Genomic DNA, 13951 nt, shown 5'->3' on the forward strand with positions numbered 1-13951 from the left:
CCCCCCCCCGCCCCCCCTCCCCCCCCGCCACCCCGCCCCCGTCGCCCCCCCCCCTCCCCCCCCCGCCCGCGGGGGGGGGGGGGGGCCCGGGAGGGTGCCGGGCCCCCGCCTCACGTCCGTGGGGATGTGTATCGACCGGGTGCCGGGGGTGGCTGGTGCCGTGCCGGCCCTCACCTCTGCGGCGGGTGCTCCGCCCTGCCGGGCGTGACCGTGCCCGGGGCGGGCGAGGAGGACGGGGCCGACCGCGGCCGGGTCCGAGCCTGCGTTCCAGCTCCGTGGGGCGGGCCGGGCCCGTATCTGAAGCGTCGCCGCGGCGGACGGTTCAGATACGCACCTGCACCGCGCGCGCGAGCCGGTCGTGCAGGCCGCGGCCGTCGCGGTCCCAGACGAGCGCCGGGATCGCGAGACAGAGCAGCACCGTCCGTACGACGGCCCACCCGAAGGCGAGGCGTCCACCGTTCTCCGAGGCGACCCGCAGCCCGAGGAGGCGCTTACCGGGCGTGAAGCCGACGGTGCCCACCGTCAGGACGCCGAGGGTGAGGAAGATGCCGAGGGCCCAGTTTCCGGCCGCCTGCTGGTCACGGCCCGCGAACAGTCCGTATGCGATCAGGAAACACAGTCCCCAGTCGATGAAGATCGCCCCGAAGCGGCGCCCGAGGGGGGCCACGGAACCCGGCCCGTGCTCCGGCAGACCCAGCCGCTGACCCCGGTACCCGAAGTCGACACCCATGTCCTCCGCGGCCGCGCGGGGCCCGGAAAGCCACGATCCGATTGCTTGCCTGTTGTCCACCCGTCCACGGTACTGCGCCCCCTTTCACCCTCCTGCGTCCGGGGCCGTTCCCGCACCGTGACCCTCGTCCGGTTAACTTCGTCGAAACAAATGGGTCATGCTGGAGAAATCCCGTCCGCCTACGGTCGAGACCAGCGTGTGCCACCGCACTGGCCGCACGGACGAGCTGCAACCCCGCCCCTCCCGGGTGGGAGTAGGAGGAGTTGGATGTTCCAGAACGCCGATGACGTCAAGAAGTTCATCGCGGACGAGGACGTCAAGTTCATCGATGTCCGGTTCTGCGACCTGCCTGGCGTGATGCAGCACTTCACGATCCCGGCAGCGGCGTTCGACCCGGCCGAGGAGCTCGCCTTCGACGGCTCGTCGATCCGCGGCTTCCAGGCGATCCACGAGTCCGACATGGCGCTGCGTGCCGACCTGTCGACCGCCCGTGTCGACCCCTTCCGCCGCGACAAGACGGTCAACATCAACTTCTTCATCCACGACCCGATCACCGGCGAGCAGTACAGCCGTGACCCGCGGAACGTGGCCAAGAAGGCCGAGGCCTACCTCGCCTCCACCGGCATCGCCGACACCGCGTACTTCGGCCCCGAGGCCGAGTTCTACGTGTTCGACAACGTGCGCTTCCAGACCTCGGCGAACGAGTCCTTCTACCACATCGACTCCGAGGCGGGCGCCTGGAACACCGGCGCCATCGAGAACAACCGCGGTTACAAGGTCCGCTACAAGGGCGGCTACTTCCCGGCCCCGCCGGTCGACCACTTCGCCGACCTGCGCGCGGAGATCTCCCTGGAGCTGGACAAGAACGGCCTCCAGGTCGAGCGCCAGCACCACGAGGTCGGCACCGCCGGCCAGGCCGAGATCAACTACAAGTTCAACACGCTGCTCGCCGCGGCCGACGACCTGATGCTCTTCAAGTACATCGTGAAGAACGTCGCCTGGCGCAACGGCAAGACCGCGACCTTCATGCCCAAGCCGATCTTCGGTGACAACGGCTCCGGCATGCACGTCCACCAGTCCCTGTGGCAGGGCGGCGCCCCGCTGTTCTACGACGAGCAGGGCTACGCGGGCCTGTCCGACACCGCCCGGTACTACATCGGCGGCATCCTCAAGCACGCCCCGTCGCTGCTGGCCTTCACCAACCCGACGGTGAACTCCTACCACCGCCTGGTCCCCGGCTTCGAGGCCCCGGTCAACCTGGTCTACTCGCAGCGAAACCGCTCCGCCGCGATGCGCATCCCGATCACGGGCTCGAACCCGAAGGCCAAGCGCGTCGAGTTCCGTGCCCCGGACCCGTCGTCCAACCCGTACCTGGCCTTCTCCGCGCTGCTGCTCGCGGGCCTCGACGGCGTCAAGAACAAGATCGAGCCGGCCGAGCCGATCGACAAGGACCTGTACGAGCTGGCCCCCGAGGAGCACGCGGGCGTCCCGCAGGTGCCGACCTCCCTCCCGGCCGTGCTGGACGCCCTCGAGGCGGACAACGAGTACCTGCTCGCCGGCGGCGTCTTCACGTCCGACCTGATCGAGACGTGGATCGACTACAAGCGCACGAACGAGATCGCGCCGATCCAGCTGCGTCCGCACCCGCACGAGTTCGAGCTGTACTTCGACATCTAAGATCGCCACAGGTCGGAGCGGTTTCCGCCCGCCTGTACCCCTTGAACGACCGTCGGCCGTGTCCTTCCGCTTCCGGAAGGCACGGCCGACGGTCGTTCGGCGCCTCACGCGTGGCGGCGTTGCGCCGGCAGCGGCCGAGAGTGCGGGTATGCCAGTCGGTCGGTCCCGTCCTGTCGCGTCCCGCCCGGCCGCACGACGCGCCGCCGGACTCCCCGGGCGGCTCGGCTCAGCCCTCTGCTCGAAGTCCCGAAGACCCGGAGCGCGGACTGCGACCGGCAGCCGGGGAGCACAGGACCACATGGTTGACAGAGGGTCAGGAAATCCGGTGAACGCCGGATGTCGGCCTGCCGCCACCGCCGCGAAGCTGCTAGCTGTGAGCGCGGTAGCTGAACGTGCAGCTACGAAAGCTGTCCGGAAAGACGGCGTTGCTCTCCGGTCTCCATGCCCCAAGAAAGGTCTGGGATGCCCAAAATCTTCCCTGTGGCCCTCCTCGCGCTCGCTCTTGCCGCCGCACCACTGACCCCGGCGTTGGCCACGGCGCCTCCGCAGTCCGACCAGCTCCCTGGCCGTTACATCGTGATCCTCAAGGAAAAGGCCGCTGCCGACGCTGCCGACGTGGAGGCGGCTGTGAACGCGGCTGTCGAGGAGGCCTCCACACTGGGTGCCGATGTCCAGCACGTGTACCGCCACGCCCTCCAGGGCTACGCGGCATCCATGAGCCCCAGCGTCGCAGCCACGCTCGCGGACGACCCGCGGGTGCGTTCGGTGGAGCCCGACCGGCGGGTACAGGCCACCGCTCAGTCGGTCCCGACCGGTGTGGACCGGGTGGAGGCGGACAAGAGCCCCACAGCGGCCATCAATGGTGTCGACACCCGGGTGAACGCTGATGTCGCCGTCATCGACACCGGGATCGCCCCGAACCACCCCGACCTCAATGTGTACCGGGCCGGCGGCAAGAACTGCTGGCTCCCCATCCTGCCCCCGAACGACTGGCACGGTCACGGTACGCATGTCGCCGGAACCATCGGCGCCCTGGACAACGACACGGGGGTGGTCGGTACGGCACCGGGCGCCCGGCTCTGGCCGGTCCAGGTGCTCGACCCCACGGGCAGCGGCACCACCTCGGCGGTCATCTGCGGCATCGACTACGTCACCCAGCACGCCGACAAGATCGAGGTCGCGAACATGAGCCTCGGCGGCGCGGGCACCGACGACGGCAACTGCGGCAAGAGCAACAACGACGCCATGCACCAGGCGATCTGCAACTCCGTCGCCCGGGGCGTCACCTACACGGTGGCGGCCGGCAACGACCACGCCGACGCCAAGAACATGATTCCTGCCGCGTACAACGAAGTCATCACCGTCAGCGCCCTGGCCGACTTCGACGGCAAGCCAGGCGGTCTCGGCCGGCCGACGTGTCGCAACGACCAGGACGACACCTTCGCCGACTTCTCCAACTACGGCTCCGACATCGATCTGATCGCGCCCGGCGTGTGCATCCGCTCCACTTCCAACAGCGGCGGCTACACCACGATGTCCGGCACCTCGATGGCCGCGCCCCACGTCGCGGGCGGCGCAGCGCTGTACCGGGCCACCCACCCCGGCGCAACGCCGCAGAGCGTCAAGGCCGCTCTGCAGATCACCGGCAGCCTGGGCTGGTCCTGGCCCTCGCAGGACGGTGACGGCGTCAAGGAGCGTCTGCTCAGGCTCTCGTCCTTCTGACGACGGTCATCCGCCTCGTGGCGTGGGCGCGCACCGGTGCCGGTGCGCGCCCACGCCACATTCGTTTCTGCGCGGCCGCCGCCGCGGCGACCGGTGGGGCCTCGCGGGGCGGGTGGCGGCGTCCACCGCGCCCGGGCGGCACGAGTTGTGGGGTACATGCAGGCACTACGATCGGGCCGTATGGGGATCACTGTGCAGGCACTGACGTACTACCCGGTCAAGGGCTGCGCCGGAACCGACGTCGAGTCGGTCCGCGTCGGGGCCATGGGACTGGAGCACGACCGGACGTTCATGGTCGTCGACGCCGCCGACGGGTCGTTCCGGAGTCAGCGCAAGACACCCGCCATGGCCGCGGTCCGGCCGGAGCTCCTCGACGGCGGGCGGACGATGCGGCTGAGCGCGCACGGGATCGAGAGCGTGGTCGTGGCGGTCGACCCTCAGGGGCAGCCGCGGCCGGTGAGCCTCTTCGACAAGCCGGTCGGGCACTGCCCGGACCAGGGCGAGGACGCGGCCGAGTGGTTCTCCGAGGTGCTCGGCGCCAAGTCGCGGCTGGTGCGCGTGCCGGACGGCTTCGATCGCGACGGATGGGGCGAGACGCCGGGGAAGGTCGCCTTCGCGGACGCCCATGCCGTGCTCGTCGTGTCCCAGGCGTCGCTGGACGGACTGAACGCGCGGATCGAGGCCGCGGGTGGGGAACCGGTGCCGATGGACCGCTTCCGCGCCAACATCGTGCTGGACGGGTGCGCCGAGCCCCACGACGAGGACGTCATGCGGCGCTTGGATGCCGGCGGTGTGCAACTCGCCCACTCCGTCAGGGCGATGCGCTGCTCCGTGCCGCTGGTGGACCAGCGTACGGGGCTGCGGGCCGGCCCCGAACCGGTGCGCACGCTCGCCACGTACCGACGGGAGCCCGCCTACGACAACAAGGTGAGCTTCGGTGCGAAGGCGGCCGTGGTGCGCGAGGGCACGCTGTCGGTCGGGGACCCGGTACGGGTGGAGCGGTACGGGAACGGGACGCCGGATCCCCGGCGCCCCGCCTCCTCGTGAACCGGCCGGCTCAGCGCCCGTAGCGGATCAGGGCCCTGACCATCCGGCATGTCGTGTCGGACGGGACATGGACGCCGATGCGCTCCGCCGTCGACCGGATCCGCCGGTTGTCGGCGGTCGCCGGGTGGTAGACGCCGGAGTCGAGCAGCGCGATCGCGAGGCGCATTGCCTTCAGCCGGCGGTTGTGGGACACGTACCACTCGCGCGGCTGTCCGGCCGGGAGCGGCTTCTTGCTGAGCGGGGTCAGGGGCTTCGTCGTGAGTGTGGCTACGGCCATCGGCAACCTCCTGGCGCGGTGGCGGGACCATCCCGAACTACTGTTCATTCTACCGGCGGGCACTGACAATTTCCCCTGGCCAGACGGTATTTGAGGGGCTCTGGAGCGGTACCGTGGAGCCCATGGAGATCTGGATCAACCCCGCCTGTTCCAAGTGCCGCAGCGCCGTGGATCTGCTCGACGCGGAGGGCGCCGAGTACACCGTGCGCCGGTACCTCGATGACGTGCCGACCGAGGACGAGATCCGCGCCGTCCTCGAGCGTCTGGGCCTGGAGCCCTGGGACATCACGCGCACGGGCGAGGCCGTCGCCAAGGAGCTGGGCGTCGCCGACTGGCCGCGGGACGACGCCTCACGTGGCCGGTGGGTGGCAGCGCTCTCGGAGCACCCTGAGCTCATCCAGCGCCCGATCATCACGGCGGACGACGGGTCCGCGGTGGTGGGACGCTCGGAGGAAGCGGTGCGGGACGCGCTGGGGCGCGGCTGAACGGCGTGGCGCGACCGGTCATGACGGAGCGGCAGCGCGGAACGCTGGTGGGCCTGGCCCGTAACCCGGCCGCGCCGGGTGACGTACTGCTGCGGCTGCTGGCCCTGGGTGACATCCACGGCATCACCGGCGTCGTCGTCCGGCGCGAGGAGCTGCCGCAGGACGTCGTCGACGCGATCGTCACGCATCCCGACCGGCAGGTGCGCCGGCTCTACGGCCTGAGCGCGACCGCCGACCCCGAACAGCGCGCCCGTCTCCTCGACGGTCCTCCGGGCGACGCGATGGTGCTGGCGCACGGGCCGTTGACGTACCGTACGGCCGCACCACCGCTGCCGGACCGGGCGTACGAACGGCTGCTCCGCCACCCCCGGGACTACATCAGGTACGAGCTGGTGCGGCACGGCCGTGTACCCGCGCACATTCTGGTGACGCTCGCCGACCACGAGGACCCGAACTACCGCACGGCCGCGTGCCGGGCCTGGGAGAAGCTGCCGGAAGCCGCCCGCCGGGCACTGCTGAACGACGAGGACGAGGAGGTCCGCACGGCCGCCGCGCTCCATGTCTTCCGGGGCGACGAAGACCTCACCACGGAGCTCGTGGAACGGCTGCGCGGCGGCTGGCGCCTCGGTGAGGTGCTGGAGTGCGGCACTCTCGGCCGGGAGGTGGCCGAGCGGATGGTCTCGGAGCGGGTCCACATCACGAAGCTCGCGCTCAACCCCACGCTGCCGTCGGATCTGGTGGCCGGGCTCGCCGTCGACGACGACCCCCTGGTCCGGCTCGCAGTGTCGGCCCGTCCCGGCCTGACCGAGGAGGAGCGGGCGGCGATCGACTGCAGGGTCGACTCCGACGAGCGGCTCGACACCCTGCGCTGGGTGTGGGACGCCCGCGACGACCCCGAAGTACTGCGCCGGTGCGCGACCTCCGCGCACACCTGGCTGCGGCGAAGCGCCGCCGTGTGCCGGGGTCTGCCCGCCGACATGGTCGAGCTGCTTGCGCGGGACGAGGACTTCGCGGTCCGGCTGCTGCTGGCCGAGTACCATCCGGCGGCTCCGCCGGAGCTGCTGCTGGACCTTTACCTGCACGGGAGCCACCGCGCGGTGGCGATGCTGGCCGCCAAGCCGCAGTTCCCTGGTACCGGTCTCGCGGCGCGTCTCGCGGACGCCGACGACCCGAACGCCCGGGCCCTCGTGGTCCGCGACCCTGACGCGACACCGGCGCAGATCGACCGGCTCAGCCGCGATCCGGTCGACCGGGTACGCGGGAAGGCGGCACAGGATCCGCGGTTGCCCCTGGGACGCGTGCGCGCGCTGCTCGCCGACCCGGGGGCGGGTCCGCGGACGTGGGAGGGCGCGGCTGCGCACCCGGGGCTGCCCGCACAGGAGATGCGCTCCCTGCTCGACGCGGCAGGCGCGTGAGAGCGCGGTGCCGCACCGGGCGGCGCGAACTGCCCTTGCCTTAAGGAAAGTTAAGGAAGAGACGGGCGGAGCCGGTGAGCAGCCCGCCACGGCTACTCGTACGTAAGGGCACAAGGAACCATCCGGCCGCCCCCGCGGCCGGGGACAGGAGCCCTTACGTGTCACGCAAGAAGACCCTCAGCGGCAAGAAGAAGCTCGCCCTCCTCGTCGGCGCGGCGGCCATGGCCGGCGGCACTGCGATTGTCATGACCGGGACAAGCCAGGCGTCCGTGGCCTGCGACGGTCTGGCCCAGGCGGTCCGCAACAACGAGAACTTCATCGCCGGACAACGGGCTAATCCCGACGCCCAGTCGGAGGCGCGGATCGCCAACCGCGAGGCGGTGATCGCGCAGATCAGGGTCCAGCAGGAGGCCGCCGGCTGCGACGCAGGAGAGGGCGGCGGCCAGGCAGCGGCTCCCCCGGCCGAACAGCCGCCCGCCGAGGCGCCGCCCGCAGAGGACGGCGCGGGCGAGGACCAGGACGCCGGGCAGGACCAGGGCGCAGGTGAAGACCAGGACGCCGGGCAGGACCAGGGCGCAGGTGAAGACCAGGACGCCGGGCAGGGTGACCAGGCGGGCGAGGGGGCCGGCGGCGGCGCGGGCGAGGTGGTCTGCGCCGGCTCCACCGTGACGCTCTCCGGTGAGGGCGGCGCACCCGCCGCCTCCAGCAGCGAGTTCCCCGTCGGGACGCGGCTCAAGGTGACCAACCTGGACAACGACAAGTCCACGACCGTCGAGGTCACTTCCGTCTCCGGCAGCTGCGCGCTGCTGAACAACGCCGCCTTCGAGCAGGTGCGCGAGGCGGGCAAGTTCCTCATCCGCAACGCGCGTATCGAGCGCGTCGGCTGACCCGGACCGGTCGCGCCGGATCCGAGGACGTACGCCGTGGCGGCTCCCCCTTCCACTGTCCCAGGGGGAGCCGTGGCCGCCGGGCCGCACACCCGGCGGCACGGCGCCGTCCGTACCGCACGGCCGTCGCGCCGCCGTAGCCGCAGGCCCCGGTAACGCCCCCGCCGGCCCTGCGGCTGCGGCCTTCCCGCCGCCTACGGCGCCGTCCCGGCGAGCAGGTCCTCGGCTTCCGCGAGGATCTCGGTGAGCCGTACTCCGAAGCGGATGTCGCAGTCGTGCGCCCGCCCCGTTCGCGCGGAGGCGAGCAGCGCGTCGACCGCCCTGCGGAACGAGTCGACCGGATCGCCCCAGCCCTCGGGAAGCTCCGCCCTCCCCCGCTCGCCCAGCAGGACAAGGCTCGTGCCGGCCGCCTTGCCCGGCGCGCTCAGGCCGAGGGTCACCGTGCTGGATGCCCCGGAGGCGTGCCGCAGTGCCAGGTGGACGGTGTCGGCCGGGCCACGGGCCGCCGACAGCGTTGTCACATCGCCGAGCACCGGGATCAGCGCGGAGAGGGCGTGCGGGCCGACGTCCCACAGGCCGCCCTTCTCACGCCGCCAGGGTGAGGCCGCGAACGGGCTGTCGGAGCCGTCCGAGTACAGCGAACCGAGCCACTGGGCGTGCGCCGTGAACCACCCTTCCGACGCGGCCTGTTCGGCCACCCAGGGTGCCGTGTCGGCGGCGAACCGCAGCGTGCAGAAGACCACGGACGCCACTTGGGCGTCCTTTGCGGCACGGGCCGCCGCGTGCGCCGCGGCCACGTTGGTCGCGACCGGCTTGTCCAGCAGCAGGTGGCGGCCCGCCGCGGCCGCCCTGGCGGCGAGCGGGGCCTGGACGTCCGGCGGCACGGCGAACGCGACGGCGTCGCTGACCGCGAGCAGGGCCTCGACGCCCTCGTCGCCGGTGAACGCCGCCGTGCCATGCGCGTCGGCCAGTGCCGCGGCCGCCTCCGGCCGCCTCCCCCACACGCCGCTGAACACGACATCCGGATGCCCGGCCAGCGCCGGCGCCTGCGTCGTTCCCGCCCACGGCCCGGCACCGATGAGGCCTATACGCAGCGGCTTTGTCTGCTTCGTCATGCGCACCAGTGTGCATGGTCACAGAGCCGCCCATCCGCCCCGTCCGGCGGGCGCGCGCCCGTGGAGGCCCCTGTATACGACGTGCCGCCGCCGGCCCGTTTCCCGGGGGCCCGGGCCACGTCCCGCCTCTCACACCCCGGCTCGCGGCGGCCGGGACGATCACCGACCGACCGGGATGTGTCGCGTGTCTCAGAACATTCCCGGAAACGTTGCCCAGGACGGTTCCCGCGACCTCTCCCCTGACGCGTCCGGACAACGCTCCCAGCCCCTGCGAAGCGCCACTGACCAGCGACATCGCGACCTGCCACGCGCATTCGCGACCCCGGTCCGAGGTGCCGCCGCCCCTGCTCCGGCCGTGGCGGGACAAGCGCCTCCCCGACCCGTCCCGGTCGTCCGGCATACCGCGTAACGCGGGGTTCACAAACGGGCAACGGCCGGGAAATCGCGTATTGCCAAGCTGCGCGGCATACCGCTGCACCCGCAAAGGATGAGGCCCCGTGACCTTCAAGGCTGAGTACATCTGGATCGACGGCACCGAGCCGACCGCCAAGCTTCGCTCGAAGACGAAGATCCTCAACGATGGCGCTGAGCTGCCCATCTGGGGCTTCGACGGGTCCAGCACCAACCAGGCCGAGGGCCACGCCTCCGACCGCGTGCTGAAGCCGGTCTTCACCTGCCCGGACCCGATCCGCGGCGGCGACGACGTCCTGGTGATGTGCGAGGTCCTCAACACGGACATGACCCCGCACGAGTCCAACACCCGCGCCGCGCTCGCCGAGGTCTACGAGCGCTTCGCCGCTCAGGAGCCGATCTTCGGCATCGAGCAGGAGTACACCTTCTTCGACGGTGAGCGTCCGCTCGGCTTCCCGGCCGGCGGCTTCCCCGCCCCGCAGGGCGGCTACTACTGCGGTGTCGGCGCCGACGAGATCTTCGGCCGTGACGTCGTCGAGGCGCACCTGGAGAACTGCCTGAAGGCAGGGCTCGGCATCTCCGGCATCAACGCCGAGGTCATGCCCGGCCAGTGGGAGTTCCAGGTCGGCCCGCTCGCCCCGCTCGAGGTCGCCGACCAGCTGTGGGTGGCCCGTTGGCTGCTCTACCGCACCGCCGAGGACTTCAAGGTCTCCGCGACGCTGGACCCCAAGCCGGTCAAGGGCGACTGGAACGGCGCGGGCGCGCACACCAACTTCTCGACCAAGGCTATGCGTGAGGGCTACGACGCCATCATCACCGCATGCGAGTCGCTGGGTGAGGGCTCCAAGCCCCTCGACCACGTCAAGAACTACGGCGCCGGCATCGACGACCGTCTCACCGGTCTGCACGAGACCGCCCCGTGGAACGAGTACAGCTACGGCGTCTCCGACCGTGGCGCCTCGGTCCGTATCCCGTGGCAGGTCGAGCAGGACGGCAAGGGCTACATCGAGGACCGCCGCCCGAACGCCAACGTCGACCCGTACGTGGTGACCCGCCTCCTGGTGGACACCTGCTGCGCGGCGCTGGAGAAGGCCGGCCAGGTCTGAGCGCAAACAGCTCTGTGAAAGGGGCCCCGCCGATTGTGGCGGGGCCCCTTTCCGTCTGCCTGGGCGGGCCGGGGACGCGGGCCGTACAGGCGTCTTCGGTCAACACCCCCACGGGGAACGCGTATCGACGTGTGAGAGGGGCCTGCGGCGGAAGCCTCGCGTCTGCTTGAATGGGGTCATGGCCAGCATCCACCGGAGCAGCGCGACAGGTCGCACCGACCTCGAGCCGTTCTGGCCCTCCCGGCAGCATCACGACTTCGACCGGGTGTGTTGCCGCGCGTGAGCGCGCAGGCCCTCTGAAGCCGTCATCCCGGTTCCCGGCCGGCGCGCACGACGTACATACGTCCGTCTCCCTCCGCGCGAAAGAGCTGACCTCCCATGGCGAACACCCGTTCCTTCTCCGCCGTCGCCCGGCCCGCCCAGCGTCCCTCCGACCGGCACCGGCTGCGTGCCGTCGACCGTGACGAGGTGGTCGACGTCGCAGGCCTCCTTCCGCCGGGCGCCACGTGGCTGCCCGCCCCGCCGCACACCCTGCCCGAGTTGCCGGGAAGGCCCCCGATGATCGGCTACCTGGTGCTCGTGCCGGCCGACGGGCAGCCGCACCCGACCGACACTCCGCAGAACGGCACGGACGGCGGCCCGGTGCTGATCGACCCGGTCCGGCGCACCGCCCATGTGGACGGGCGGGCACTGGACCTGACGTACCTCGAGTTCGAGCTGCTGGCCCATCTGGTGGCGCATCCGCAGCGGGTGCACACCCGTGACCAACTGGTCACCACGGTGTGGGGCTACGGGCACGTGGGCGACGGCCGAACCGTCGACGTCCATGTGGCGCGGCTGCGGCGCAAGCTGGGCGCCGAACACCGCCGCACGATCCAGACCGTGCGGCGGGTCGGCTACAAGTACGCCCCCTAGCCCCCGGTGCGTGCCCTGTTCCTCGCGGCGGCGCCCAGCGCGATGTCGACGGCCAGGAACACCAGCAGGCTGATACCGAGCATCGGCACGAACCAGCCCGCCGCGGCCGTCGCCGCGGCCAGCGGCAGCAGCACCGTCACCGGCAGCTTCCGCCACGCTCCGCGCGGCGCCGGCCGGCCCGCGCCCAGCGCGCGTTCCTTGGTGGGCCGGCGCAGCCACCACATGCGGTAGCCCCACACGATGAGCAGGATGAGGGCGCCCATCAGCGCGGCCAGCACGAGCTGGTTGGCCAGGCCGAAGAGCACGCCCATGTGGCCGTCGATGCCGAAGCGGGTCAGTTTGGCGAGCAACGGGTAGTCGTCGAAGCGCAGTTCGTCGATGACCCGCCCGTCGGCCGGGTCGATCGCCACCGAGTCGAGGTGGACCGGGTACTGGGTGTCGGTCTCCTTGACGACATAGCCGGTGCCGTCGGCCGGCAGGGTCACGGCGACCTTGCCGTCGACGCCGGCCTCGCGGGCGGCGGCCACGGCGTCGTTGATGCCGACGTCCGCGCCCTGGTGCTGCGATCCGCGTCCACTGCCGCCGTGGCCCTCGTGCCCGTCGCCGCCGGCCGCCCCGCCCTCGCCGATCACGGCGGAGACGCCGGGTGTGGCGCCGCCCAGCCGGTCCTGGAGCGCGCCGATGTTCTCGCCCGCGTAACGGGACCAGGTGAGGCCGGTGGCCGAGAGCAGGACCAGGCCGGTCACGGCCCACAGTCCGACGGAGCCGTGCCAGGACAGCGTCCTGCGGCGCCCCCTCGCACCCCGCTCGGGCAGGATCAGGGCCCGCTTGGTACGGCGCCGGCGGCCCAGCCAGAGCAGCAGCCCGCCGAGGGCGACGACCCAGAGCCAGCTCGCGGCGAGTTCGCTGTAGTTGCGGCCGAAATCACCGAGATGCAGGTCGCGGTGGAGTTCGTCGAGCCATGTCCGGAGCGGGAGGGCTCCGGAACTGCCGTACGACGGGAGCTCGCCCCGTATGTCGGCGGTGTACGGGTCGACGAAGACGGCGAGGGACCTGCCCTCCGCGATGCCGGGAGCGTCCATCAGCACCCTGGTCGTCGCCCCCTCCTCGTACGAGGGCCACACGGCGGTGACGGTGGCGTCGGGACGCGCCTCGCGGGCCGCCTCGAGCTGGGTGCCGAGCGGCAGGTACGGGCCGGACACGGGAGTGGTGAGCTCGTCGCGGTAGACGAACTTCTCAGCCTGGAAGGACAGGGAGTACAGCAGGCCGCTGACAGCGGCGACGAGAAGCAGCGGGGCGATCAGCAGCCCCGCGTAGAAGTGGAGCCGGAGCACGAGCGGTCGCAGCGCGCCCCAGGTGGAGGTGGATTCGGTCCGGCCGGTGGCGGCCTGAGGTGCTGCGCCCTGGTCGGGGGCGTCAACAGACATGGCGGTCCTAAGGATTCGTTGTCGACATGGGGAAGCGGCCCCCAGGTCGGACAGCGGCTCAGGGGGCCGTGGCGCGGGGGGCGGCCGGCGTCGGCGGGCCGCGGCGGACGACGGTGTGCGCCAGGACGACACCGTGGTGACGGGCGCGGACGGCCGGGCGAACCACCGGACGCGGTGGTTCAGGAATCCGTACGACGCCGAGGAGAAGTCGCAGCGGCGTGAAGGCGAACGCGAACACGGAGCCCGCGAGCCGGAAGAACGCGGCCTCCCCGTGGGCGAGCCAGAGCGCACAGCCGGCGGCCGCGACCAGGTGCACGACGAGCATGCCCGCCCCGTCGGCGAGGCCCATGGCCGTCTCCGCCCGATGCCCGTGGTGGTGCCCGGCCGGCCGGCCGGTGTCCGCGAAGATCAGGTGCAGGGCGCCCTGCACGGCGAGCAGACCGGCGCCGATGGCACGGGTCCCGCGGCGGCGTCCGGCCGCGAACCAACCCACAGCCGCGGTGACACCCAGTGCGATCAGCAGCGCGGACGGCGGGATGTCGTGCGCAGACAGGGATGAATGCCCCATAGCGGCGAGAACGACGGCCACCGCCGCGAAGAGCGCGGCCCGCAGGGCGCGCATCGGCGACCGGGTGTCCGTCATCGTCCGTCATGCTGCCACCACGGCGGCGGGTCCGGGAGAGTGACCGCGGGTACGAACGTGTTCTTCCCGCAGCAGAACCACTGTCCTCCGCGGG

General features: G+C 71.7%; 13 protein-coding genes. 8 read left to right on the forward strand and 5 right to left on the reverse strand.

Annotation, left to right across the window (positions count from 1 at the left end; all coding sequences use genetic code 11):
- Positions 1 to 322: 322 nt before the first annotated feature.
- Complete coding sequence (locus MDN94_RS00005) at positions 323 to 790, reverse strand: RDD family protein (protein WP_482723951.1); 468 nt, start codon at positions 788 to 790, stop codon at positions 323 to 325.
- Between the two features lie 207 nt (positions 791 to 997).
- Between MDN94_RS00005 and glnA the strand changes: the two genes are divergently transcribed.
- The 3 genes from glnA (at position 998) to MDN94_RS00020 (ending at position 5176) form a co-directional block, all read left to right on the forward strand.
- Positions 998 to 2407 carry a type I glutamate--ammonia ligase gene (gene glnA / locus MDN94_RS00010; protein WP_189476444.1) on the forward strand — a complete coding sequence of 470 codons (1410 nt, stop codon included), beginning with the start codon at positions 998 to 1000 and terminating at the stop codon, positions 2405 to 2407.
- A gap of 462 nt (positions 2408 to 2869) precedes the next feature.
- Positions 2870 to 4129, forward strand: coding sequence for a S8 family peptidase (locus tag MDN94_RS00015; RefSeq protein WP_482723952.1), 1260 nt, complete (start codon positions 2870 to 2872; stop codon positions 4127 to 4129).
- 180 nt (positions 4130 to 4309) lie between these two features.
- Positions 4310 to 5176, forward strand: coding sequence for an MOSC domain-containing protein (locus MDN94_RS00020; RefSeq protein WP_482723953.1), 867 nt, complete (start codon positions 4310 to 4312; stop codon positions 5174 to 5176).
- Between the two features lie 10 nt (positions 5177 to 5186).
- Here MDN94_RS00020 and MDN94_RS00025 read toward each other — a convergent pair whose 3' ends face one another.
- The gene (locus MDN94_RS00025; protein WP_441262654.1) at positions 5187 to 5453 is read right to left on the reverse strand and encodes a hypothetical protein; all 267 of its coding nucleotides are present in this window, start codon (positions 5451 to 5453) and stop codon (positions 5187 to 5189) included.
- A gap of 122 nt (positions 5454 to 5575) precedes the next feature.
- Between MDN94_RS00025 and MDN94_RS00030 the strand changes: the two genes are divergently transcribed.
- From MDN94_RS00030 to MDN94_RS00040, 3 genes are all read left to right on the forward strand, one after another.
- Complete coding sequence (locus MDN94_RS00030) at positions 5576 to 5938, forward strand: arsenate reductase family protein (RefSeq protein WP_482723954.1); 363 nt, start codon at positions 5576 to 5578, stop codon at positions 5936 to 5938.
- 20 nt (positions 5939 to 5958) lie between these two features.
- Complete coding sequence (locus MDN94_RS00035; RefSeq protein WP_482723955.1) at positions 5959 to 7353, forward strand: hypothetical protein; 1395 nt, start codon at positions 5959 to 5961, stop codon at positions 7351 to 7353.
- Positions 7354 to 7511: 158 nt separating this feature from the next.
- Positions 7512 to 8240 (forward strand): RlpA-like double-psi beta-barrel domain-containing protein, encoded by a 729-nt coding sequence (locus MDN94_RS00040; protein WP_482723956.1) that lies wholly within the window; start codon positions 7512 to 7514, stop codon positions 8238 to 8240.
- A gap of 194 nt (positions 8241 to 8434) precedes the next feature.
- Here the strand turns inward: MDN94_RS00040 and MDN94_RS00045 are convergent, their stop codons facing one another.
- Positions 8435 to 9355, reverse strand: a complete 921-nt coding sequence (locus tag MDN94_RS00045) for a Gfo/Idh/MocA family protein (RefSeq protein WP_482723957.1) — start codon at positions 9353 to 9355, stop codon at positions 8435 to 8437.
- Positions 9356 to 9852: 497 nt separating this feature from the next.
- Between MDN94_RS00045 and glnII the strand changes: the two genes are divergently transcribed.
- Positions 9853 to 10872, forward strand: a complete 1020-nt coding sequence (gene glnII, locus MDN94_RS00050) for a glutamine synthetase (RefSeq protein ID WP_482723958.1) — start codon at positions 9853 to 9855, stop codon at positions 10870 to 10872.
- 378 nt (positions 10873 to 11250) lie between these two features.
- Positions 11251 to 11787: a winged helix-turn-helix domain-containing protein gene (locus MDN94_RS00055; protein ID WP_482723959.1), complete on the forward strand. Its 537-nt coding sequence runs from the start codon at positions 11251 to 11253 to the stop codon at positions 11785 to 11787.
- On the opposite strand, the gene MDN94_RS00060 is transcribed toward MDN94_RS00055, so the two are convergent.
- Together MDN94_RS00060 and MDN94_RS00065 are read right to left on the reverse strand one after the other, a co-directional pair.
- Positions 11784 to 13214: a PepSY-associated TM helix domain-containing protein gene (locus MDN94_RS00060; protein WP_482723960.1), complete on the reverse strand. Its 1431-nt coding sequence runs from the start codon at positions 13212 to 13214 to the stop codon at positions 11784 to 11786. The genes MDN94_RS00055 and MDN94_RS00060 overlap by 4 nt on opposite strands.
- Before the next feature lie 58 nt (positions 13215 to 13272).
- The gene (locus MDN94_RS00065; RefSeq protein WP_482723961.1) at positions 13273 to 13857 is read right to left on the reverse strand and encodes a hypothetical protein; all 585 of its coding nucleotides are present in this window, start codon (positions 13855 to 13857) and stop codon (positions 13273 to 13275) included.
- Between the last annotated feature and the right edge of the window lie 94 nt (positions 13858 to 13951).

This window comes from Streptomyces sp. WAC00040 (assembly GCF_056835925.1).